This window comes from Streptomyces sp. NPDC088124 (assembly GCF_040685895.1).
Classification (GTDB): Bacteria; Actinomycetota; Actinomycetes; order Streptomycetales; family Streptomycetaceae; genus Streptomyces.
The window spans coordinates 23,894-45,882 of the sequence record NZ_JBFBJB010000033.1; the positions used below are offsets into that span (position 1 = coordinate 23,894).

Consider the following 21,989-nt stretch of genomic DNA (forward strand, 5'->3'; position numbering starts at 1 on the left):
TCGAATGTGGACGACACCTTCCCCCTGGATACGTACGGAGGCGGCCGGGCGTTCATCGGGACACCTTCCTCGTCCGCCGCCGCCACCAGGACACCACGGGGCTACCCTGGCCCGCGTGACGATGACACCGCACAAACCGTGGGACACAACAGCACCCGGAATTCTGCGGCTCCCCTCGGGGAGGCTCATCCGAGGCCGCGGGCTGCGCCACCCGCTGCCCGCGGGCCCGCCGCCGACGTTCGCGCTCTATCTGCTGGGACGCAGACCGCCCACCGTGGCCTGGGAGAACCGCTGGCTGCGCTGGCCCGACTTCCGGCTGCCGACCGACCGCGAGGCCGCCGCGGAAGCGCTCCACGAGGCGCTGGACCGCGCCGGCGCCGAACGCGTCGAGATCGCCTGCGGCGGCGGCAGGGGGCGGACGGGCACCGCGCTGGCCTGTCTCGCGGTGCTCGACGGGGTACCACCGGCCGAGGCGGTCGCGTACGTACGGGAGCACTACTCCCGGCACGCCGTCGAGACACCCTGGCAGCGGCGCTACGTGACGAAGTTCGACTGACCGGCGGGGGCCGATCACCGGCCCGGGGAAAAGTCGACGCGTTTTGAACCTCTGGCATGGATTCGCCACTCCCTGAACTGCACTTGTCACGGTGCGCAATTATGTGCGTACATGGAGTGGCGTACGGCTCCGAGGGGATGGCGGGGGTGGTCAGCCGTGTCGGATGTTTCTGGTTCTGTGCTCAACAGGGCGACGCTGTCGGCGGGAGCGATGCGGGAGGACCCGGGCGACACACCTCATCCGCCCGGCCGTCCGATCCGTGGCGTGCGGGAGGTGACGGCCACCCTGACCGCCCTGGTCCGCTCGGCCCGTCACGAGCTGCTCGTCTTCGACGATCCCGGGAGCTGCCCCGACCAGTGCATTCCGGAGCACTTCCTGGAGTTCGCCGGGGCCTGCGTGCGCACGGAGGGCGATCGGACCTGGCCGGACGACGGCCCCGGCGGCAGGGGCCGGGGCCGGCCGGCGGTCGGGGTGCGCCGGATTGTTCCCCGGCACGGGCTGGCCGGTCTGCCGTATCTCCTGCCCCGCCACCTCCCCGGCGAGGCGAGGCAGACGGACTCCATCCCGTTCAAGATGGTCCTGGTGGACCGCTCGGTCGCGGCGGTCCCCCTCGACCTCCAGCTCCACTACCACGGGCTGCTGCTGATCCGGGATCCGGTGGTCGTCCAGGCGCTGATCCGGACGCACGAGATCTGGTGGGAGACGGGCGAGGAACTGCCGGCGGCGGAGCTCCCCGCCCCCGGAGTCCTGCCCGGGCCGCTCCGCCCGGTGCTGGAGGCCCTGGTCGCCGGGCTGACGGACGAGACGGCGGCGACCCGCCTGGGCATGTCCAGCCGGACGTACAGCCGCCGGGTCGGCGACCTGCTCGCCGCCCTCGGCACGACGAGCCGCTTCCGCGCGGGCGCGGAAGCGGCTCGAAGGGGATGGATCTGACCCGGCGCCCGACGTCACGAGGCCTCTGTGACACGAGGCCTCTGCGACACAAGGCCCTCTGCAGCGCAAGGCCCCTCCGGCACCAGGCTCCTACGACACGACGTCCTTGCGGGAGAAGGTCCGGAAGGCCAGCGCGAAGAGCACCACGGCGTAGGTGAAGGAGACCGCCGCGCCCTTCACCATCCCGCCCCACTCCAGCTGCGGCTGGAGCGCGTCCGCCCACGCGAACTGCCAGTGCGCCGGCAGGAACTCACGCCAGGAGCCGAGCGCGGTGACGGCGTCCAGCACATTGCCGACGATCGTCAGACCGACCGCGCCGCCGACCGCGCCCAGCGGGGCGTCGGTCTTGGTCGACAGCCAGAAGGCGAGCCCCGCCGTGACCAGTTGGGAGACGAAGATGAACGCCACGACCACCACGAGCCTCGGCAGCGCGTCCGCCGTGGCGAGGGAGCCGCCCGTCGGCAGTTCCAGCGGGCCCCAGCCGTACGCCGCCGTGCCCGCCACCAGCGCGACCAGCGGCAGCAGCACCATCGCCGCGGCGCTCATCCCGAGCGCCACGGCCAGCTTGCTCCACAGCAGGCGCGACCGTGGCACGGGCGCCGCGAGCAGATAGCGCAGCGACGACCAGTTGGCCTCGGAGGCGACCGTGTCCCCGTGGAACAGCGCGACCGGCACGACCAGCAGGAAACCCGCCGAGACGAAGAGGCAGGTCGCCGCGAAGTTGGCGCCGGAGGCGGTCGCGGTGTCCATCAGGGTCACCCGGCCTTCCCGTCCGCCGTCCGGGGTGCCCCCGACCGCGAAGGCCACGATCAGCACGAAGGGCAGGAGCCCCAGGATGAGCCCCATGGCCAGCGTGCGCCGGCGCTTGAGCTGCCGCAGCGCTTCGACCCGCAGGGGCAGCGTGCGTCCGGCCCGGTAGCCGGGGGCCGTTTCGATCAGCGCGCTCATGCGGAGCCTCCCGAGATGAGGGTGAGGAACGCGTCCTCCAGGCGGCGGTGCGGACCGACGCCCGTCAGCGGGACGTCCAGCCGGACCAGTTCGGTGACCAGCGCCTGAGGGGACGCGCCGTCGAGCCGTACGAGCAGCCCGTCGTCCGTGGGGACGGCGGAGCCGACGCCGGCCAGCGCGGCGATCTTGTCGACGACCGGGGCCGGGACCTGTTCGGCCGTGGTGACGAGCAGGTCGTCGCCCGCGCCGGTGATCTCCGCGACGGGACCGGCCTGGACGAGCTGTCCCCGGTGCATGACCACGAGATGCGTGCAGGACTGCTCGACCTCGGAGAGGAGATGGCTGGAGACGATGACGGTCCTGCCGCCGGCCGCGTACCGGATCATCACGTCGCGCATCTCGCGGATCTGGGGCGGGTCGAGCCCGTTGGTCGGCTCGTCGAGGATCAGCAGGTCCGGCATGCCGAGCATCGCCTGGGCGATGGCGAGCCGCTGCCGCATGCCCTGCGAGTAGGTGCGTACGGCACGGGCCAGCGCGTCCCCGAGCCCGGCGATCTCCAGGGCCTCCTCCATGTGGGAGTCCTCGGCGGGCCGGCCGGTGGCCCGCCAGTACAGCTCCAGGTTCTCGCGTCCCGACAGGTGCGGCAGGAAGCCCGCGCCCTCGACGAACGAGCCGACCCGGGAGAGCACCTGGGCGCCCGGCCGGATCGCGTGCCCGAAGACCCGGATCTCCCCGGCGTCCGGGGAGATCAGCCCCATCAGCATGCGCAGCGTGGTGGTCTTGCCGGCGCCGTTCGGCCCGAGCAGACCGAGGACCTGGCCCTTCTCGACCCGGAAGGAGAGGTCCCGGACCGCGTACCGGTCGCTGGACCTGGCGTACCGCTTCGACAGATCGGTGATCTGGAGCGGCACCTCGGCGAGCGCCGCGTCCGGCTCCGGCGCGCTGGTGCGGCGGCGGGCCGTGAGCAGCAGCGCGCCCGCGATCAGTACGCCGATGACCGGCAGCCCCCAGGTCCACCACGGCAGCGCGGTGGAACCGGCGGTGAGTTCCGGCACGGTCGGCACGGTCAGCGGGCCGTTCACGGCGATCTTGTACGTGGCGGGCGTGGCCGGTGAGGCGTAGCCGAGGTCGGTGGCGGCGACCACGACCCGCAGCCGGTGCCCGGGGACGACCCGGTGGTCCACGGCGGGCAGCTTCAGCTCCACCGTCCGGCCCTCGGCGACGTTCTCGACCCGTACGGGCGCGACGAGTTGGGAGGGCAGCACCTGGCTGGTGCCGCCGGGGCCCACGTCGTACACCTTGGCGAAGAGGACGGCCTCGCCGGTCGAGGAGGTGACGGTGGCCTTGACGGTTGGCGCGCCGGTGATCCGCACCGAGTGGTCGAGCGGCGCGGACTCGAAGCGCGCGTGCTGGCCGGGGAAGTCGAGGGAGAGTCCGACGCCGAACGAGGTGAGCTGGGAGAGTCCGCCCCCCACTCCGGGCACGGCCGAGATGGCGGGCGGGCTGGCGCCGGCCGGGTTGGTGAAGCTCTGTGTGCCGCCGGTCAGCGGGACGGAGGTGGTGTCGTTCGCCAGCCCCGGGTAGCGGTCGCTGGTCGCGCCGCGCAACTGGGCCCGGCCGTCGGTGGAGTCCACGCCGCCGGTCCGGCTGACACGGAAGGCGGGCCCGGTGTCGGTGCCCTTGTCGTCCTTGAGATAGCGGTCGAACCAGGCGGAGACCCGGTTCTGGACCCGGGCGCTCTCCGGGTCGCCGCCGTCGTGTCCGCCGGCCAGCCAGTCGACGTCGACGGGGGCGCCGTTGGCGCTGATCCGCTTCGCCATGGCGTCGGCCTGGCCGAGCGGGAAGAGGGAGTCGGTCTGGCCCTGCATGATCAGCGCGGGTACGTCGATCCGCTCCCCGACGGCGGAGGGGCTGCGCTCCTCCAGCAGCTTGCGGGCGGCGTCGTCCGGCTTCCCGGAGACGGCGACCCGCTCGTACATCTCGCACAGCTCCTTCTCGAAGGCGGCGCAGCCGCCGCCGGTGGAGAAGAAGATCCCGGCCCAGAGCTTCTTGAGGACGCCGTCGGGGAAGAGGGCGTCGGCGAGGTTCCAGTAGGTGATCTGCGGGGCGATCGCGTCGACGCGCTGGTCGTACCCGGCGGCGAGGAGCGAAATGGCCCCGCCGTACGAGGCGCCGGTCACGCCGACCCGGGGGTCGCCCTTCGCGTCGAGTTCGACCTCGGGGCGTCCGGCGAGCCAGTCGATCATCCGGGAGACGTCCTTGACCTCGTGGTCGGGGTCGTTGAGCCCGATCTCACCGGTGGACTTCCCGAAGCCGCGGGCCGACCAGGTCAGCACCGCGTAGCCGTCCCGCGCCAGCTTCTCGGCCTGGGCGCGTACGTCGTTCTTGCTGCCGCCGAAGCCGTGCCCGATGAGCACGGCCGGTCTGCGGCCGCTGCCGGCGGTGAAGTACGAGGTGTCGATCCGGGCGCCCGGCATGTCCAGCACCTGGTCCTCACGGTGCACGGCCGGGCCGTCGTCCGAGGCGACGGCGGTCCAGGTGCCGGCTCCGACGAGCACGGCCGCGGCGGCCAGTCCCGCGAGCCAGCGGGCACGCGGCCGGAACCGGCGGGGGGTTCGGGTCTCCATCCTTGAACCCTAATCGGCGGTCGGGGCCTGCCACGCTGACGCCGGTCGGAACCCGTGACCTCCTCGGGTAGTACGCCGGGGCGTCCCCGTACAGCGGACGCGGTATCGCACACCGCCGCGAACGGGGGCGGAACGGGTACCCGGCGGACGGCGAACCCCAGGTGGTCAGGCGTCGGGGAGCTGGTCCAGAGCGGTCGGCTGGGCCGAGGCCGAGGCGAAGAGCAGGGCCACCGCCAGGGCTCCGGGGTCCGGGACGCCCCGGGAGTGGTCGCCCGTGTAGCTGGCGCGTCCGCGGCGGGCGCGCAGGCCGCTGGTGGTGCGGGCGCCGCGGTGCGCGGCCACCGCCGCGAGGTGGAGCGCGCCGACCGGGTCGCCGCCCGTGGGGTCCGCCAGGAGCGCCCGGGCGAGCGCCTCGGCCGCGGGGACCAGTGCGTCGACCATGGTCTTGTCCCCCACTTCCGCCTCGCCGACGCGCTGGACGGCGGCCGCTCCCGCCGCGGTGCCCGCCGCGAGTTCCGCCGTACCGGGGGCGCCGTCGGCGGCGGCCACCGCGGCGGCCAGTTCCTGGAAGAGCAGGCCGAACAGGGGGCCGCTGGTGCCGCCGACGTGGTCGAGGAAGACCTGGGCGGCGGTGGCGAGCGGCGCCGCCGGGGTGCGGGGCCCGCTCGTCGGCGCGTCGAGTGCGTCCCGTACGCCGTTCATGCCGGAGACGAGGTTGGCGCCGAAGTCGCCGTCCCCGGCGCGCTGGTCCAGAGCCGTCAGCTCGCCCTCGACGGCCCTGGCGGCGGCGCCGAAGCGGCGGAGCCAGCCGATGGTGTCCTCGTAGGTGAGGCCCTTGGGGGTGGGGGTGGAGGGGGCTGTGGCGGGAGTCAGGTTCTGGGATGACATCGCGGAGAAGGCTCCTGCTTCTGGTCAGCGAGGGAAGGAGAAGGGACGAGCGGAAGAGGAGAGACGGGCGGAGGAAGAGGGACGGGGAAGGGGGAGGAACGAGGGCAAGAAGTCAGGAAGGAAAAGAGGGGTCAGCGCGGCCAGGAGGCTGTTCTGGCCGGGGCGTCCCAGAGGCGCAGCGTCTCGTCGTCGGTCGCGAGCAGGGAGAGCGAGAAGCCCCGCATGTCCAGCGCGCTGACGAACGTGCCGGTCAGCGAGCGGTCCAGGGTGACCCCGCGGTTCTTCAGCGCACCGCCGAGCGCGTGCCGGACGCCGTACAGCTCCAGCGAGGTGACCCCGCCGAGCCCGTTGACCAGGGCCAGCACGCGGCGGCGGCCGGGCGCTCCGTGCGCGGTGCCGGGCAGTCCGGCGTGGGGCAGCGCGGCCAGCAGCCGGTCGGTCATGAGGGCGACGAGTTCGGTGAGCGGCGGGTGCGGGGCGGTCCCGCCGGCCCGTTCGCCATGGATGCCGACGCCGAACTCCAGCACGTCCCGGGGCAGTTCGAAGGCGGGCGCGCCGGAGCCCGGCGTGGTGTGCGCGGCCGTGGCGACGGCGAGGCTGCGCGTACGGCCGGACAGATCGGCGCCCAGGGCCGCCAGTTCGTCGAGTCCGCGGCCCTCGTCGGCTGCGGCGCCGAGGAGCTTCTCGACGATCAGGGTGGCGCCGGTGCCGCGCCGTCCGACGGCGATGTCCGCGGAGTCGGTGGCGAGATCGTCGTCCACGAGGACGCGGGCGCAGCGGATGTCCTCGTGGGCGAGGCGTTCGGCGGCGATGCCGAAGTTGATCCGGTCGCCCGTGTAGTTCTTGACGATGTGCAGGACGCCGTCGCTGCCCGCGACCGCGCGGCTGGCCTCGAAGATCTGCCGGTTGTGCGGGGAAGCGAAGATCTGCCCCGGGCATACGGCGTCCAGCAGGCCGGCGCCGAGGAACCCCGTGTGCAGCGGTTCGTGGCCGGAGCCGCCGCCGGAGACCAGTCCGACGCGGCGGCCCGCGGCGGCCGAGGCGGCCGTCGTGGGGGTCGGGGTGGCGGTGCGGCGGGTGCGGAAGTAGCCGTGCTCGGGGTGGTGCTCGACCAGGTCGGCGTGGGCGGCGGCGAACCCCTTGAGCGCGTCGGGAACGAGCGACTCCGGGGAGTCGGCGAAGTATCGGGGCATGTGAGGTCCTGAGCTCCCTGGATTAGCTGTGCTTCACCTTCTCCATCTTTCTATCGCTATTATCCTTTTAAGTCCGCTATATCAGGTGAGCGTGATCTCCGGGTTGTAGAGATCCAGCCACAGCGCGAGGTCCAGCGTCCGCTCCAGCCCCCGCCGACTCGCCGTCGTGACCTGCGGCGTCTCCCGCTCCGCGGCGCTCCGTACCCGCGCCAGATCGACCAGATCGAAGACCCGGTGCGACGGGTCGGCGAGCAGTTCCTTGGCATGTCCCTGGAGGGCTACGGCGTACTCGGGGTCCTGAGTGGTGGGGTACGGGCTCTTCTCCCGCTCGTACACCGACCTCGGCAGCACATCGGCGGTGGCCTCGCGCAGCAGGCTCTTCTCCCGGCCGTCGAAGGACTTCAGCGACCAGGGTGTGTTGTACACGTACTCCACCAGCCGGTGGTCGCAGAACGGCACCCTGACCTCCAGGCCGACCGCCATGCTCGCGCGGTCCTTGCGGTCGAGCAGGACCTGTACGAAGCGCGTCAGGTGGAGGTGGGAGATCTTCCGCATCCGGTACTCGAAGTCGCTCTCGCCGCTGCCGCGTTCGATTCCGGCCACGGCCGTGGCGTAGCTGTCCCGGGTGAACGCCGCCAGCCCGAGCGCCGCGTTGACCTCCGGGCGGAGCACCCCGGCGTCCTCCCCGAAGTGCTCGCCGAAGCGCACCAGCCACGGGAACATGTCGGCCTTTCTGGCCTCCTCGTCGAAGAACTGGCGGTACCCGCCGAAGACCTCGTCGGCCGACTCGCCGGAGAGCGCGACCGTCGAGTGCTCCCGGATCGCCTTGAAGAGGAGGAAGAGGGAGGAGTCCATGTCGCCGAGCCCCATGGGCAGGTCTCTCGCCCTGATCATCCGGGTCCGGACGGCCGGATCGGCCAGGGCGAGCGAGTCGAGCACGATGTCCCGGTGCTCGGTGCGCGCGGCGCGTACGACGTCGTGGACGAACGGCGTGTCGGGCGTGGCGCGGAACTCGTCGGCGACGAAGTTCTCCGTACGGCCGAGGAAGTCGACGGAGAAGCTGCGTACGGTCTCGCCGGCCTCCCTGAGCCGGCGCGCGGCGATCGCCGTCATGGCGGAGGAGTCGAGTCCGCCGGACAGGAGGGTGCAGCGCGGTACGTCGGCGACGAGCTGGCGGCACACGATGTCGTCGAGGAGTTCCCGTACGCGCGCCACCGACGTGCTCCGGTCGTCGGTGTGCGGGCGGGTCTCCAGGGACCAGTAGACATGGCGGCGCAGTCCGCTCGCCTCCACGGTCACCAGGGTGCCCGGCTCGACCTCGTACATCCCCTCCCACACGGCGTGACCGGGTGTCTTGACGAAGGCGAAGAGTTCGCGGAGTCCGTCGAGACCGACGCGGGCGCGGGCGCGGGGGTGGGCGAGGATCGCCTTGGGTTCGGAGCCGAAGAGCACGCCGTCGGCGGTCGGCGTGTAGTAGAAGGGCTTGATGCCCATGCGGTCGCGGATCATCACCAGCTTCCGCCGCCGGCCGTCCCAGATCGCGAAGGCGTACATGCCGTTGAGGCGTTCGGCGAGCGCCTCGCCCCACTCCAGATAGCCGTGCAGCACGACCTCGGTGTCGGAGTCGGTGGTGAACCGGTGGCCGCGGCCGGTCAGTTCCGCGCGCAGTTCGGTGAAGTTGTACGTCTCGCCCGAGTAGACGAGGGCGATCGTGCCCCCGGGGGTCGTCAGCGTCATCGGCTGCCGCCCGCCGGGCAGGTCGATGACGGCGAGTCGGCGGTGGCCGAGGGCCGCGGGGCCGTCGATCCAGGTGCCGCTGTCGTCGGGGCCCCGGCAGGACATCGTCTCCGTCATCGCGTCCAGGGTGTCGGACGCGCCGAGGGAATCCCGGCCGAAGGAAACCCAGCCGGTGATGCCACACATGTGTGTCCTCCTGCTCCGCGAACCGTGAAAAGCGACCGCGGCCCGTACGGCGAGAAACGCCGTACGGGCCGCAGTCATCCAACGAAGCCGTGCGCCGGCGAGTTACGGCCGGCGTTCGCGGAGCAGTGGCTACGTATCAGTGGCTACATATCAGTGGTTACGGATCAGTGGTTACGGATCAGTGGTTACGAGGGAAGCCCAGGTCCACGCCGGTCGGGGCGTCGGCCGGGTCCGGCCAGCGCGTCGTGACGACCTTGCCGCGCGTGTAGAAGTGCACGCCGTCGTTGCCGTAGATGTGGTGATCGCCGAAGAGCGAGTCCTTCCAGCCCCCGAAGGAGTGGTATCCGACGGGCACGGGGATCGGCACGTTCACGCCGACCATGCCGGCCTCGATCTCCAGCTGGAAGCGGCGGGCGGCGCCGCCGTCGCGGGTGAAGATGGCCGTGCCGTTGCCGAACGGCGAGCTGTTGATCAGCTCGACGCCCTCCTCGTACGTTTCCGCACGGAGCACGACGAGCACCGGGCCGAAGATCTCGTCGCGGTAGGCGTCCGAGTCGGTGGCGACCTTGTCCAGCAGGGACAGGCCGATCCAGTGCCCGTCCTCGTACCCCTCCACCGTGTATCCCGTGCCGTCCAGGACGACCTCGGCGCCCTGGGCGGCGGCACCGGTCACATAGCCGGCGACCTTGTCGCGGTGGGCCCGGGTGATGAGGGGACCCATCTCGGAGGCCGGGTCGGTGCCGGGGCCGATCTTGATCTTCTCGGCGCGCTCGCGGATCCTGGCGACCAGTTCGTCACCGATCGCGCCGACGGCGACGACCGCCGAGATCGCCATGCAGCGCTCACCGGCCGAACCGTACGCCGCGGAGACGGCCGCGTCCGCGGCGGCGTCCAGGTCGGCATCGGGCAGGACCAGCATGTGGTTCTTGGCGCCGCCGAGCGCCTGGACGCGCTTGCCGTTGGCGGAGGCCGTGGCGTGGATGTGACGGGCGATCGGGGTGGAGCCGACGAAGGAGACCGCCGCGACATCCGGGTGGGCGAGCAGTGCGTCGACGGCCACCTTGTCGCCGTGCACCACGTTCAGCACGCCGTCGGGCAGTCCGGCCTCCGCCGCCAGCTCCGCCAGGAGCACGGCGGCCGAGGGGTCCTTCTCGCTGGGCTTGAGGACGAAGGTGTTCCCGCAGGCGATCGCGAGGGGGAACATCCACATCGGCACCATCGCCGGGAAGTTGAAGGGCGTGATGCCCGCGACGACCCCGAGCGGCTGGCGGATGGCGGCGACGTCGACCCGGCTGGAGACCTGGGTGGAGAGTTCGCCCTTGAGCTGGGTGGTGATCCCGCAGGCCAGCTCGACGATCTCCAGTCCGCGCGCCACCTCGCCGAGCGCGTCCGAGTGCACCTTGCCGTGCTCGGCGGTGATCAGCGCGGCGATGTCGTCGCGGCGGGCGTCGAGGAGCGCGCGGTAGCGGAAGAGGATCGCGGTGCGCTGGGCGAGCGAGGACGTCCCCCAGGTGGCGTACGCGGCCTTGGCGGCGGCGACCGCGCTGCCGACCTCCTCGGCGGAGGCCAGCGCGACCTGGGTCGTGACGGCGCCGGTCGCCGGGTCGGTGACGGGCCCCCAGTTGCCGGACGCGCCCTCGACGCTCTTGCCACCGATCCAATGGCTGACGGTCTTCATGTGTTCCGCTCCTTCACAGATGGCGGCGGCGGGTCGCTGCGTGGCGGTCGTACTCCTCGCGGGCCTCGACCGCGGCGATACGGGTCGCGGTCTCGGCCACCGGAACATCCCACCACGCCTGGGCCGGTGGGACTCCCGACACTGTGTCTGCCGTTTCGGTCTCCACGTAGACACATGTGGGGGCGTCGGCGGCGCGCGCCTCGGCCAGCGCTTCGCGCAGGTCACCGATGGTCCCGGCGCGGATCAGCCGCATGCCGAGGGAGGCCGCGTTGGCCGCGAGGTCCACGGGGAGCGGGGCTCCGGTGTACGTGGCGTCGGCGGCCCGGAAGCGGTACGCGGTGCCGAAGCGCTCGGCGCCGACGGTCTCGGAGAGGCCGCCGATGGAGGCGTAGCCGTGGTTCTGGAGGATCACGACCTTGACGGGCAGCCCCTCCTGGACGGCGGTGACCATTTCGGTGGGGCTCATCAGATAGGTGCCGTCGCCGACCAGCGCCCAGACCGGCCGGCCGGGCGCGGCGAGCTGGACGCCGATGGCCGCGGGGATCTCGTATCCCATGCAGGAGTAGCCGTACTCGACGTGGTACTGGTCGTGCGAGCGGGCCCGCCAGAGCTTGTGGAGATCGCCGGGGAGCGATCCGGCCGCGTTGATGACGATGTCCTCGCCGGTGACGAGGGCGTCGAGGGCCCCGAGGACCTGGGCCTGGGTGGGGCGCCCGGTGTCCTCGCCGGCGGTGAACGCGGCCTCGACGCGCCGTTCCCAGCGCTTCTTCGCCCCGCTGTACTCGGTGACGTAGGCGGGCTCGACGCGGTGGCCGGCGAGACCGGCGGCGAGCCGGCGCACGGCGGTACGGGCGTCCGCGACCAGCGGGTGGGCGGCGAGCTTGTGGGCGTCGAAGCCGGTGACGTTGAGGTTGAGGAAGCGGACGTCCGGGTTCTGGAAGAGCGTGGCGGACGCGGTGGAGAAGTCGGTCCAGCGGGTGCCGACGCCGATCACCAGATCGGCCGCGGCGGCGAGTTCGTCGGCGGTGGCGGTGCCCGTGTGGCCGATGCCGCCGACATCGCAGGGATGGTCGTGGTGGAGCGAGCCCTTGCCCGCCTGGGTGGAGGCGACGGGGATGCCGGTGGCGTCGGCGAAGGCGGCCAGGTCCTCCTCGGCGGCGCTGTGGCGGACGCCGCCGCCCGCGACGAGCAGGGGGCGGCGGGCCTCCCGTACGAGCCGTACCGCGTCGGCGAGTTCGTCGGGGTCGGGCGGCTGGCGGCGGACCCGCCAGACGCGCTCGGCGAAGAACTCCTCCGGCCAGTCGTACGCCTCCGCCTGTACGTCCTGGGGCAGCGCGAGGGTGACGGCGCCGGTCGCGGCCGGGTCGCTGAGCACCCGCATCGCGGCGAGCGCGGCCGGGACGAGCGCTTCGGGCCGGGTGACGCGGTCGAAGTAGGCGGAGACGGGGCGCAGCGCGTCGTTGACGGAGACGTCCCCGGCGGAGGCCACTTCGAGCTGCTGGAGGACGGGGTCGGCGGGGCGGGTCGCGAAGGCGTCGCCGGGGAGCAGCAGGACCGGCAGGCGGTTGACGGTGGCGAGGGCCGCGCCGGTGACGAGGTTGGTGGCGCCGGGACCGATGGAGGTGGTCACGGCCTGGGCGGAGAGCCGGTTGCTCTGACGCGCGTACCCCACGGCCGCGTGGACCATGGACTGTTCGTTACGGCCCTGCAAGTACCGCATGTCCTCGGAGGACTCGACCAGAGCCTGTCCGATACCCGCCACGTTGCCGTGCCCGAAGATGCCCCAGGTGGCGCCGATGAGACGGCGCCGGTGGCCGTCCCGCTCGGTGTACTGCCGGGCCAGGAAGGCGATCAGCGCCTGGGCGACCGTGCGCCTGCGGGTACGGGCGGCGGTACTCGGGCGCCCACGTCCGCGACCGCCGGTGCGGCCGCTCGGGCGGCTGCTCATCAGGCATCCTCCCTGCTCATCGTGTGTCCTCCTGGACTCCGAGCGGCGGCGGTCGGGCATCGGTCACAGTGAAGTCATACAGCGCACGGCCGGGCGGGGCGACCCGAACCTCCGGCACGGTGCCGTGACGAGCGGGGAGCTTTCGCTCGCGTCTCGCTCCTGCCAAAGCGAGGCGGGCTTCCGCACCGGAGGCGGTCACAGCAAGGTCTAACCGTCCTTCCGGACCCTGTCAATGTTTTGTCTTTACATTCGAACCAAAGGCTTGACACTCTTTCCGTACGGGCTGAAAGCTGACCGGTATGACCTCCTCCGTACCCACGTTGAGCCGCATCCGAGTCGGGTCCGCCCCCGACTCCTGGGGGGTGTGGTTTCCCGACGACCCGCAGCAGGTGCCCTGGCGGCGTTTTCTCGACGAGGTGGCCGAGGCCGGCTACGAGTGGATCGAGCTGGGCCCCTACGGATACCTCCCGTCCGATCCCGACCGGCTGAGCGAGGAGACCGCGCGGCGCGGGCTGAAGGTCTCGGCCGGGACCGTCTTCACCGGGCTGCACCACGGACCGGCGGTCTGGGAGAAGACCTGGGCGCATGTCGCCGACATCGCCGCGCTCACCCGGGCGATGGGCGCGGACCATCTCGTGGTCATCCCGTCGTTCTGGCGGGACGACAAGACCGGTGAGGTGCTGGAGGACCGGACCCTCACGCCCCGGCAGTGGCGCGATCTGACGGCCCAGACCGAGCGCCTCGGCCGTGAGGTGCGGGAGCGCTACGGGCTGAAGATCGTCGTGCACCCGCACGCCGACACGCACATCGACAGCGAGGAGAACGTGAGCCGGTTCCTCGACGCGACAGACCCGGCTCTGGTCTCCCTCTGTCTGGACACCGGGCATTACGCGTACTGCGGCGGGGACAGCGTCAAGCTGATCGAGACGTACGGCGAGCGGATCGGCTACCTCCATCTCAAGCAGGTGGATCCGGAGATCCTCGCGGATGTCGTCGCCAACGAGGTGCCGTTCGGACCGGCCGTCGGGCGGGGCGTGATGTGCGAGCCGCCGGCCGGGGTGCCGGCGCTGGAACCGGTCCTGGCGGCGGCGCAGCGGCTCGACGTCGACCTCTTCGCCATCGTCGAGCAGGACATGTATCCGTGCCCGCCCGACAAGCCGCTCCCGATCGCCACGCGCACCCGCCGTTTCCTCAGAAGCTGCGGCGCCTGACCCGGCCCCGGCCGGAAGCGGCCGGAACGGCCGGAACGGCCGGAACGGGTGTCCGGATCGGCAGCGGTATCCGGATCCGGATTCCGCTGCCGATCCAAGCGAGGTGCCGGGGACCCGAGCGATGCCCGGGGCCGGGCGAGGTACCCGGGGTCCGGGCGAGGTACCCGGGGTCGGATTCCTCGCCCGGCGGCTCAGACGCCCGCCGGGTCCCGGTCCTGGTCCCGGTCGCGGACCGGGGGCTCCGCCGGTCCTCCGGCGGCCTGCCGCGACTCGCCCTCGCTCAGCCCGAACCGCTCGTGGAAGCGGCGCAGCGGCCCCGGGGCCCACCAGGTGGCCTTTCCGGTCAGCTTCATCACCGCGGGCACCAGCAGGCTGCGTACGACCATCGCGTCCATCAGTACGGCGAGCGCGAGACCGAGGCCCAGCATCTTGGTGTTGGTGACCCGCGAGGTGCCTATCGCCACCATGACGACCGCGAGGATCACGGCGGCGGCGGTGATCAGTCCGCCGGTCCGGCGCAGCCCGAACGAGACGGCGTGCTCATGGTCTCCGCCGCGGTCGTACTCCTCCTTGATCCGGGAGAGCAGGAAGACTCCGTAGTCCATGGAGAGCCCGAAGGCGACACAGAACATCAGCACCGGCAGGGTGGTCTCCATGTCCCCGGTGGCGGTGAAGCCGAGCAGCCCCGACAGGTGGCCGTCCTGGAAGATCCAGACCGTCGCCCCGAACATCGCCGTAAGGCTGAGGGCGTTGAGCACGACCGCCTGGACCGGTATCAGCACACTGCCGGTGAGCAGGAAGACCAGGAGCAGGGTGACCAGGACGATGATGACCAGGGCCCAGGGCAGCTGCTCGGCTATGGCGTCCTTGGAGTCGACCAGGACTGCGGCGGTGCCGGTCACCGAGGTGTCGAACGCGGCCGGTTCGGCACGGATGTCCCGCACGAGCCCCTGCGCCCCCTCCCCCACCGCTTCGCCCTTGAGCGCCACCGCGAAGTACGCGTGTTCGCCGGAGGGGCCGGGCACCGGTCCGTCGACCCGTGTCACGCCGGGCAGGGCGGCTATCCGGGTGCGGTAGTCGGCGTACTCGGCGGGGGTGGCGGCGCCCTCCGCCAGCACCTCCAGGCCGCCGCCGGGGCTACCGGGGAAGGCGCGCTGTATCTCCTCCTGGACCACGCGGGAGCCGGCGCCCGGCGGCAGCTGCCGGTGGTCGGCGGTACCGAAGTTGGCTCCCAGGAAGGGCAGCCCGAGCACGATCAGCCCCGCCGCCGTGGCGATGGCGAAGAATGGGGCCCGCCGCATCACCAGTGCGGCCATACGCCCCCAGCCGGCCCCCGGCTCCTTGGCCTCCCCGGTCTTCCCCTCCCCCGTTCCGCCACGCCCGCGGCGCAGCAGCTTCCGTAGGTCCAGTGCGTTGACCCGGTGCCCCAGCAGCATCAGGGCGGCGGGCAGCAGGACCAGGGCCGCGGCGGCGGCCAGCAGGACGACCGCGATGCCCGCGTAGGCGAAGGAGCGCAGGAAGGGCTGCGGGAAGACCATCATGGCGGCCAGGGACACGGCCACGGTCAGCGCCGAGAACAGCACCGTGCGCCCGGCGGTCCGCAGCGTGGTGCCCACGGCGTCCCGCACCTCGGCGCCGTCCGCCAGCTCCTCCCGGAACCTGCGGACGATGAACAGGGCGTAGTCGATGGCCAGTCCGAGCCCGAGAGCAGTGGTGAGGTTCTGGGCGAAGATCGAGACTTCCGTCAGCTCCGTGAGGCCGCGCAGCAGGGCGTTGGTCCCCAGGATGGCGACGACGCCCAGGCCGAGCGGGAGCATGGCGGCGACCGCGCTGCCGAAGACCATCACGAGCAGGACGAGTGTCACCGGCAGGGCGATCAGCTCAGCCCGCAGCAGATCCTCCTGGATGGTGCTCTGCATCTCGCTCCGCACGGCGGCGGGCCCGCCGACGGAGACCTTCAGTGTCCCCTGCTCACCGCGGAATTCCGGGGTGATGCGGTCCAGGACCTTGAAGGCGGCCGTCTCGTCCCCCTCGATCCGCGCCGCGATCAGCGCTTCCCTGCCGTCCGCGGAGCGCAGCGCGGGCGATCCGGTCCGCCAGTAGGAGCCGACCCCGATGATCCCCTTCTCGGCCGCGAGGCGGGCGGTGAGCCGCTTGGCCTCCGCGGCCACGGCGGGGTCGTCGACGCTCCGGCTCCCGCTGTCGACCAGGAGCAGGAGATTGGGCTGGGAGGCGGGGAACTCCCGCTCCAGCGCCTTGGTCGCGTACGTGGACTCCGCGCCCGGGTCCTCCCAGCCGCCGTTGCTCATCCGGTCGGCGACACCGCTGCCCGCGACGACGGCCAGGGCCGTGATCACCAGCGCGATCAGCAGCGAGAGCCGCGGTCGCGCGGTGACGAAGCGGGTCCAGCCCCCCGGGCGCGGACCAGTGTTGACTTCGGACATGGTGCGGTGTCCCCTTCACCGTGACCCGTGGCACGGGTCAGCCGTTGCCATAGACTTGGCAAACACGAGTCCTCGCTCGCATTGACCAAGAATGCGAGTCGCCGCTCGCGTTTGTCAACCGAGCCAGGAAGGCTGTGGATCGCCATGCCGGAGCCGACCCAGGACCCGACCCCCGGGCCGGTCCGACCGCGCCGCCGACAGGCCCGCGGAGAGCGCCGTATCGCCCAGCTCCTCGACGCGGCGGCCAGCGTCTTCTGCGCGAACGGCTACACCGCGGCGAGCACCAACTCCATCGCCCGGGAGGCGGGCGTGTCACCCGGCACGCTCTACCAGTTCTTCCCGAACAAGGAGGCCATCGCCGTCGAGCTGGGCGACCAGCTCCTGACACGCTGGCGCGAGACCTACGGCGAGGCGCTGACACCGACCCACCTGGCACTGCCGCTCGACCGGCTGCTGGACGCCGTCGTCGACCCGCTGATCCAGTTCAACCGGGAGAATCCGGCCTTCGCGGTCCTGATGCACGGCCCCGACATCCCCGGCCAGGTCACCCAGGAGCACGACGCGCTGCACTCGTCGATGCTCACCCGCGTGGAGGACATCCTCGGCGCCTACCTCCCGGACGTACCGAAGACGGACACCGACCGGGTCGCACAGATGCTCTTCACCGTGTTCAAGGCGGGCCTGATCCTGATCATGACCGCCGACCCCGCCGAGCGGGACGCGTACACGACCGAGCTGAAGCGGGTCCTCTTCCGCTATCTGGAACCGCTCGCCGAGGGCTCGGGGCTCGCCTGCCGCGCGGACGCGTCGGCATCCGCCCGCTGAGCGGCCCGACAGGCCCGAGGGTTCGTTTTCATACCCCCTAGGGGTACAGTTCAGGGACGGGGCGGGGAGTGCGCACCCACGTACCCCCGCCCCGCCATGGACCGCTGCACCCGAGCCCCGAAGAGGAGAACGTCATGACCCCTGAGACGAAGAGCCAGGTCACCACCGTCTACCAGGTCACCGGCATGACCTGTGGGCACTGCGAGGGCGCCGTCGCCGGCGAGATCTCCGAGATCGAGGGCGTCACCTCCGTCCGGGCCACGGCCGCCACGGGAGAGGTCACCGTGGTGTCCCAGGCACCGCTGGACGAGGCCGCCGTACGCGCCGCGGTCGACGAGGCGGGATACGAATTGACCGGTCAGCACTGATCCCGCCGCACCCCGACCTCGGACTGGGCGTACCCTCCATTTATGTGGTCGCGAGCTCTTTGCACCCAAGGCCCTTCACATGAACCACAGGACCTTCACAAAGAGATCTAGATCACATAGATTATGGGGTAACCATCGGGCCTGCTCGTGAGTCTAAGAAGACGATGCCGGAAGAACGTCTTGGGGGACGTTCGACGGGATCGCATGGGATGTCTTGGGGGACGTCTCGTGCCAGCGATTGGCCGGGGCACGTGCACCGGGGAGCTTTGAGCGGCCCTCCCGTACGTACCCCGGTCCGACCGCCCGAGTAGCCGCTGATGGTTACGTCAGACGCCCGGCCCGGATCCCGTGGGGGGAATCCGCACCGGGGATATGGAAAGCGCCCCGTTCGCCGACCCGTGGGGGGATCGGCGGCGGGGCGCTTTTCGCTCTGTACGACTCCGGCGCGCTGTACGCCGCCGGCGCTGGGAAATCCGCTGTCAGCGGCCCTCGACCGGGACGAAGTCGCGCAGGACCTCTCCGGTGTAGATCTGCCGCGGACGGCCGATGCGCGAACCGGGCTCCTTGATCATCTCGTGCCACTGGGCGATCCAGCCGGGCAGCCGGCCGAGCGCGAAGAGCACGGTGAACATCTCGGTCGGGAAGCCCATGGCCCGGTAGATCAGACCCGTGTAGAAGTCCACGTTCGGGTAAAGCTTGCGCTCGACGAAGTAGTCGTCGGCCAGCGCGTGCTCCTCCAGCTTGAGCGCGATGTCCAGCAGTTCGTCGGACTTGCCGAGCGCCGAGAGGACGTCGTGCGCCGCCGCCTTGATGATCTTCGCCCGGGGGTCGAAGTTCTTGTAGACGCGGTGCCCGAAGCCCATGAGCTTCACGCCGTCTTCCTTGTTCTTCACCTTGCGGATGAAGGTGTCGACGTCGCCGCCGGACGCCTGGATGCCCTCCAGCATCTCCAGCACCGACTGGTTGGCGCCACCGTGCAGCGGACCCCACAGGGCGCTGATGCCGGCGGAGATCGAGGCGAACATGTTCGCCTGCGACGAGCCGACCAGCCGCACGGTGGAGGTCGAACAGTTCTGCTCGTGGTCCGCGTGCAGGATCAGCAGCTTGTCGAGCGCGGCGACCACGACGGGGTCGAGGTCGTACTCCTGCGCCGGGACCGAGAAGGTCATGCGCAGGAAGTTCTCGACGTACCCGAGGTCGTTGCGCGGGTAGACGAAGGGGTGCCCGATCGACTTCTTGTACGCGTACGCCGCGATGGTCGGCAGCTTGGCGAGCAGGCGGATCGTCGAGAGGTGGCGCTGCTTCTCGTCGAACGGGTTGTGGCTGTCCTGGTAGAAGGTCGAGAGCGCGCTGACCACGGACGACAGCATCGCCATCGGGTGGGCGTCCCGCGGGAAACCGTCGTAGAACCGCTTGACGTCCTCGTGCAGGAGCGTGTGCTGGGTGATCTCGTTCTTGAAGGAGGCCAGCTCGTCGACCGTCGGCAGCTCGCCGTTGATCAGCAGGTATGCCACCTCGACAAAGCTGGAGCGCTCGGCCAGCTGCTCGATCGGGTAACCGCGGTACCGCAGAATGCCCTGTTCGCCGTCGAGATAGGTGATCGCGGACTTGTAGGCGGCGGTGTTGCCGTAGCCGCTGTCCAGGGTCACCAGACCGGTCTGAGAACGAAGCTTCCCGATGTCGAAGCCCGTATCGCCGACGGTGCTGTCGATCACCGGGTAGGTGTACTCGCCGTCGCCGTACCGCAGTACTACCGCGTTGTCGCGTTTCTCGCTCACGTCATCCCTCACCGACGTAGTGCCTCTTCTTCGAGGTGCCCTGACTGTCTCTACCATCCCCCATTTGGCTCAGGAGAGTGCACTCGGGGTCGACCATTGGGCCTATTGGCGGCACTCAGTGCCGCCAACCTGCTCATCCTGCCCGCTTGGCCCCGGTTTCGAAAGTCCGCGACCTGGAGGCCTTGTGCCCCCGTACCCTCTTACGGGCCGGGCGCACCCTCTACAGGCCGGGCGCACTCAGCCGCGCACCGTCAGCCGGTGGGCGAGGGCGGTGCAGCGTCTGCCCGCCGAGACCGTACGGACCGCCTGGCCTATGGCCTTGCGGGAGCCGACCAGGACGACCAGCTTCTTGGCCCGGGTCACCGCCGTGTACAGGAGATTCCGCTGGAGCATCATCCAGGCACCCATGGTGACCGGAATGACCACGGCCGGGTACTCGCTGCCCTGGGAGCGGTGGATCGTCACGGCGTACGCGTGCGCCAGCTCGTCCAGCTCGTCGAAGTCGTACGGCACCTCCTCGTCCTCGTCCGTCAGCACCGTCAGCCGCTGTTCCTCCTGGTTGAGCGAGGTGACCACGCCGACCGTGCCGTTGAAGACCCCGTTCTCCCCCTTCTCGTAGTTGTTGCGGATCTGGGTGACCTTGTCGCCGACGCGGAAGACCCGGCCGCCCAGGCGCTTCTCCGGCAGGTCGGGCCGGCCGGGCGTGATGGCCTGCTGGAGCAGCCCGTTGAGCGTGCCCGCGCCGGCCGGACCGCGGTGCATCGGCGCCAGGACCTGGATGTCGCGCCGCGGATCGAGGCCGAACTTGGCGGGGATCCGGCGCGCCGCCACGTCGACCGTCAGCCGCCCCGCGTCCTCCGTCTCGTCCTCCACGAAGAGGAAGAAGTCGGACATCCCCTCCGTGACGGGGTGCTTGCCGGAGTTGATCCGGTGGGCGTTGGTGACCACCCCCGACTGCTGCGCCTGCCGGAAGATGCGTGTGAGGCGGACGCTCGGTACGGGCCCGCTCTCGGCCAGCAGATCACGCAACACCTCGCCGGCGCCGACCGACGGCAGCTGGTCCACATCCCCGACCAGCAGCAGGTGCGCCCCCGGCGCCACCGCCTTGACCAGCTTGTTCGCAAGCAGCAGATCCAGCATCGACGCCTCGTCGACCACCACCAGATCCGCGTCCAGTGGCCGGTCCCTGTCGTACGCCGCGTCCCCGCCCGGCCGGAGCTCCAGCAGCCGGTGGACCGTGGACGCCTCGGCCCCGGTCAGCTCGGCCAGCCGTTTGGCCGCCCGCCCCGTGGGCGCCGCCAGCACCACCTTCGCCTTCTTGGCCCGCGCCAGCTCCACGATCGAGCGGACCGTGAAGGACTTTCCGCACCCCGGTCCTCCCGTCAGCACGGCGACCTTCTCCGTGAGCGCGAGCCGGACCGCCTGCTGCTGCTCGGGCGCCAGCTCGGCCCCCGTACGCCCGGCCAGCCAGGCGAGCGCCTTGTCCCAGGCCACGTCCCGGAACGCCGGCATCCGGTCCTCGCCCGTACGCAGCAGCCGCAGCAACTGGGCGGAGAGCGACAGCTCCGCGCGGTGGAAGGGCACCAGATAGACCGCGCTGATCTCCTCCTCCCCGCCCTCGGGCCCCGGCACCCGTTCCCGTACGACCCCCTCGTCCTCGGCGGCCAGTTCGGCGAGGCACTCGATGACCAGGCCCGTGTCGACCGTGAGCAGCTTCACCGCGTCCGAGATGAGCTGGTCCTCGGGGAGGAAGCAATGCCCCTGGTCGGTGGATTGCGACAGCGCGTACTGGATGCCCGCCTTGACGCGCTCCGGGCTGTCGTGGGGGATCCCGACGGCCTGGGCGATCCGGTCGGCGGTCAGGAAGCCGATCCCCCACACGTCGGCCGCCAGGCGGTACGGCTCGTTCCTGACGACGGAGATCGACGCGTCCGCGTACTTCTTGTAGATGCGGACGGCGATCGAGGTCGACACGCCCACCCCCTGGAGGAAGACCATGACCTCCTTGATGGCCTTCTGCTCCTCCCAGGCAGCCGCGATCGCCTTCGTCCGCTTGGGACCGAGACCGGGGACCTCGACGAGCCGCTTGGGCTCCGTCTCGATGATGTCCAGCGTCTCCAGGCCGAAGTGCTCGACGATCCGGTCGGCGAAGACGGGACCGATCCCCTTGATGAGACCGGAGCCGAGATAGCGGCGGATGCCCTGGATCGTGGCCGGCAGGACCGTCGTGTAGTTGTCGCACATGAACTGCTTGCCGTACTGGGGGTGCGAGGCCCAGCGCCCCTCCATCCGCAGCGACTCGCCCGGCTGCGCGCCGAGCAGCGAACCGACCACGGTGAGGAGATCGCCACCGCGGCCGGTGTCGACGCGGGCGACCGTGTAGCCGTTCTCCTCGTTCGCGTACGTGATCCGTTCGAGCACGGCTTCGAGCACTGCGGGACTGGACATGATCCGACGCTACCGCCGGGCTCGGACAGTCGGGCCACCCTGTGGACAACTGACGCGGCGCCACGGGCCACGGCGTACCGGCCGGCGCGACCGCCACGCCCTACAAGGGGCCCGGTCCGACGGACCGGGCCCCACGCGCTCCCCCCACCAACAGGGCTTCCACATCCCCCCGGATCCATCCCCCGAAAGCCCAGTTGACGTATACGACACACGTCACCCCG

15 protein-coding genes and 1 pseudogene are annotated in these 21,989 nt (G+C 71.2%); 5 read left to right on the forward strand and 11 right to left on the reverse strand.

The genetic code is table 11. From position 1 onward, the window contains the following. Window positions 1-121: 121 nt before the first annotated feature. Entirely contained in the window at window positions 122-556 is a 435-nt protein-coding gene (locus tag AB0P17_RS25865) for a protein phosphatase (protein ID WP_365814367.1), read from the forward strand. 264 nt (window positions 557-820) lie between these two features. Then, window positions 821-1,489, forward strand: a complete 669-nt coding sequence (locus tag AB0P17_RS25870) for a DNA-binding response regulator (RefSeq protein ID WP_365814308.1) — start codon at window positions 821-823, stop codon at window positions 1,487-1,489. Between the two features lie 90 nt (window positions 1,490-1,579). On the opposite strand, the gene AB0P17_RS25875 is transcribed toward AB0P17_RS25870, so the two are convergent. The 8 genes and pseudogenes from AB0P17_RS25875 to AB0P17_RS25910 all read right to left on the reverse strand — a co-directional run. Further along, window positions 1,580-2,437 carry an ABC transporter permease gene (locus AB0P17_RS25875; RefSeq protein WP_365814309.1) on the reverse strand — a complete coding sequence of 286 codons (858 nt, stop codon included), beginning with the start codon at window positions 2,435-2,437 and terminating at the stop codon, window positions 1,580-1,582. Next, complete coding sequence (locus AB0P17_RS25880) at window positions 2,434-5,064, reverse strand: alpha/beta fold hydrolase (protein WP_365814310.1); 2,631 nt, start codon at window positions 5,062-5,064, stop codon at window positions 2,434-2,436. The genes AB0P17_RS25875 and AB0P17_RS25880 overlap by 4 nt, the downstream gene beginning before the upstream one ends. A 165-nt stretch (window positions 5,065-5,229) precedes the next feature. Continuing rightward, entirely contained in the window at window positions 5,230-5,952 is a 723-nt protein-coding gene (gene dhaL / locus AB0P17_RS25885) for a dihydroxyacetone kinase subunit DhaL (protein WP_365814311.1), read from the reverse strand. A gap of 131 nt (window positions 5,953-6,083) precedes the next feature. Beyond that, window positions 6,084-7,145 carry a dihydroxyacetone kinase subunit DhaK gene (locus tag AB0P17_RS25890; protein ID WP_365814312.1) on the reverse strand — a complete coding sequence of 354 codons (1,062 nt, stop codon included), beginning with the start codon at window positions 7,143-7,145 and terminating at the stop codon, window positions 6,084-6,086. An 81-nt stretch (window positions 7,146-7,226) separates the two neighbouring features. Further along, window positions 7,227-9,068, reverse strand: a complete 1,842-nt coding sequence (asnB, locus tag AB0P17_RS25895; RefSeq protein ID WP_365814313.1) for an asparagine synthase (glutamine-hydrolyzing) — start codon at window positions 9,066-9,068, stop codon at window positions 7,227-7,229. Window positions 9,069-9,246: 178 nt separating this feature from the next. Continuing rightward, window positions 9,247-10,746: a CoA-acylating methylmalonate-semialdehyde dehydrogenase gene (locus tag AB0P17_RS25900; protein ID WP_365814314.1), complete on the reverse strand. Its 1,500-nt coding sequence runs from the start codon at window positions 10,744-10,746 to the stop codon at window positions 9,247-9,249. A 13-nt stretch (window positions 10,747-10,759) separates the two neighbouring features. Continuing rightward, the gene (gene iolD / locus AB0P17_RS25905) at window positions 10,760-12,694 is read right to left on the reverse strand and encodes a 3D-(3,5/4)-trihydroxycyclohexane-1,2-dione acylhydrolase (decyclizing) (RefSeq protein WP_365814315.1); all 1,935 of its coding nucleotides are present in this window, start codon (window positions 12,692-12,694) and stop codon (window positions 10,760-10,762) included. Window positions 12,695-12,794: 100 nt separating this feature from the next. Beyond that, window positions 12,795-12,887, reverse strand: a pseudogene (locus AB0P17_RS25910) (5-deoxy-glucuronate isomerase); the annotation flags it as partial. Between the two features lie 106 nt (window positions 12,888-12,993). On the opposite strand from AB0P17_RS25910, the gene AB0P17_RS25915 reads away from it, so the two are divergent. Continuing rightward, complete coding sequence (locus AB0P17_RS25915; RefSeq protein WP_365814316.1) at window positions 12,994-13,905, forward strand: sugar phosphate isomerase/epimerase; 912 nt, start codon at window positions 12,994-12,996, stop codon at window positions 13,903-13,905. A gap of 191 nt (window positions 13,906-14,096) precedes the next feature. On the opposite strand, the gene AB0P17_RS25920 is transcribed toward AB0P17_RS25915, so the two are convergent. Then, window positions 14,097-16,349 carry an MMPL family transporter gene (locus AB0P17_RS25920; RefSeq protein ID WP_365814317.1) on the reverse strand — a complete coding sequence of 751 codons (2,253 nt, stop codon included), beginning with the start codon at window positions 16,347-16,349 and terminating at the stop codon, window positions 14,097-14,099. A 144-nt stretch (window positions 16,350-16,493) separates the two neighbouring features. Here AB0P17_RS25920 and AB0P17_RS25925 point away from each other — a divergent pair, with 144 nt between their 5' ends. Together AB0P17_RS25925 and AB0P17_RS25930 are read left to right on the forward strand one after the other, a co-directional pair. After that, window positions 16,494-17,174 carry a TetR/AcrR family transcriptional regulator gene (locus tag AB0P17_RS25925; protein ID WP_365814318.1) on the forward strand — a complete coding sequence of 227 codons (681 nt, stop codon included), beginning with the start codon at window positions 16,494-16,496 and terminating at the stop codon, window positions 17,172-17,174. Window positions 17,175-17,308: 134 nt separating this feature from the next. Next, complete coding sequence (locus tag AB0P17_RS25930) at window positions 17,309-17,542, forward strand: heavy-metal-associated domain-containing protein (RefSeq protein WP_365814319.1); 234 nt, start codon at window positions 17,309-17,311, stop codon at window positions 17,540-17,542. A gap of 479 nt (window positions 17,543-18,021) precedes the next feature. Here the strand turns inward: AB0P17_RS25930 and AB0P17_RS25935 are convergent, their stop codons facing one another. Both AB0P17_RS25935 and AB0P17_RS25940 read right to left on the reverse strand, forming a co-directional pair. Beyond that, window positions 18,022-19,320, reverse strand: coding sequence for a citrate synthase (locus tag AB0P17_RS25935; protein ID WP_365814320.1), 1,299 nt, complete (start codon window positions 19,318-19,320; stop codon window positions 18,022-18,024). A gap of 237 nt (window positions 19,321-19,557) precedes the next feature. Beyond that, window positions 19,558-21,768, reverse strand: a complete 2,211-nt coding sequence (locus AB0P17_RS25940) for an ATP-dependent RecD-like DNA helicase (RefSeq protein WP_365814321.1) — start codon at window positions 21,766-21,768, stop codon at window positions 19,558-19,560. Window positions 21,769-21,989: the final 221 nt, after the last annotated feature.

Bases quoted from the DNA above. Each gene is read 5' to 3' on its own strand.
- AB0P17_RS25930 (WP_365814319.1), top strand. From the start codon at position 17,309: ATGACCCCTGAGACGAAGAGCCAGGTCACCACCGTCTACCAGGTCACC.
- dhaL (WP_365814311.1), bottom strand. From the start codon at position 5,952: ATGTCATCCCAGAACCTGACTCCCGCCACAGCCCCCTCCACCCCCACC.
- AB0P17_RS25865 (WP_365814367.1), top strand. From the start codon at position 122: ATGACACCGCACAAACCGTGGGACACAACAGCACCCGGAATTCTGCGG.
- AB0P17_RS25940 (WP_365814321.1), bottom strand. From the start codon at position 21,768: ATGTCCAGTCCCGCAGTGCTCGAAGCCGTGCTCGAACGGATCACGTAC.
- AB0P17_RS25925 (WP_365814318.1), top strand. From the start codon at position 16,494: ATGCCGGAGCCGACCCAGGACCCGACCCCCGGGCCGGTCCGACCGCGC.
- AB0P17_RS25875 (WP_365814309.1), bottom strand. From the start codon at position 2,437: ATGAGCGCGCTGATCGAAACGGCCCCCGGCTACCGGGCCGGACGCACG.
- AB0P17_RS25880 (WP_365814310.1), bottom strand. From the start codon at position 5,064: ATGGAGACCCGAACCCCCCGCCGGTTCCGGCCGCGTGCCCGCTGGCTC.
- AB0P17_RS25890 (WP_365814312.1), bottom strand. From the start codon at position 7,145: ATGCCCCGATACTTCGCCGACTCCCCGGAGTCGCTCGTTCCCGACGCG.
- AB0P17_RS25900 (WP_365814314.1), bottom strand. From the start codon at position 10,746: ATGAAGACCGTCAGCCATTGGATCGGTGGCAAGAGCGTCGAGGGCGCG.
- asnB (WP_365814313.1), bottom strand. From the start codon at position 9,068: ATGTGTGGCATCACCGGCTGGGTTTCCTTCGGCCGGGATTCCCTCGGC.
- AB0P17_RS25920 (WP_365814317.1), bottom strand. From the start codon at position 16,349: ATGTCCGAAGTCAACACTGGTCCGCGCCCGGGGGGCTGGACCCGCTTC.
- AB0P17_RS25915 (WP_365814316.1), top strand. From the start codon at position 12,994: ATGACCTCCTCCGTACCCACGTTGAGCCGCATCCGAGTCGGGTCCGCC.
- iolD (WP_365814315.1), bottom strand. From the start codon at position 12,694: ATGAGCAGCCGCCCGAGCGGCCGCACCGGCGGTCGCGGACGTGGGCGC.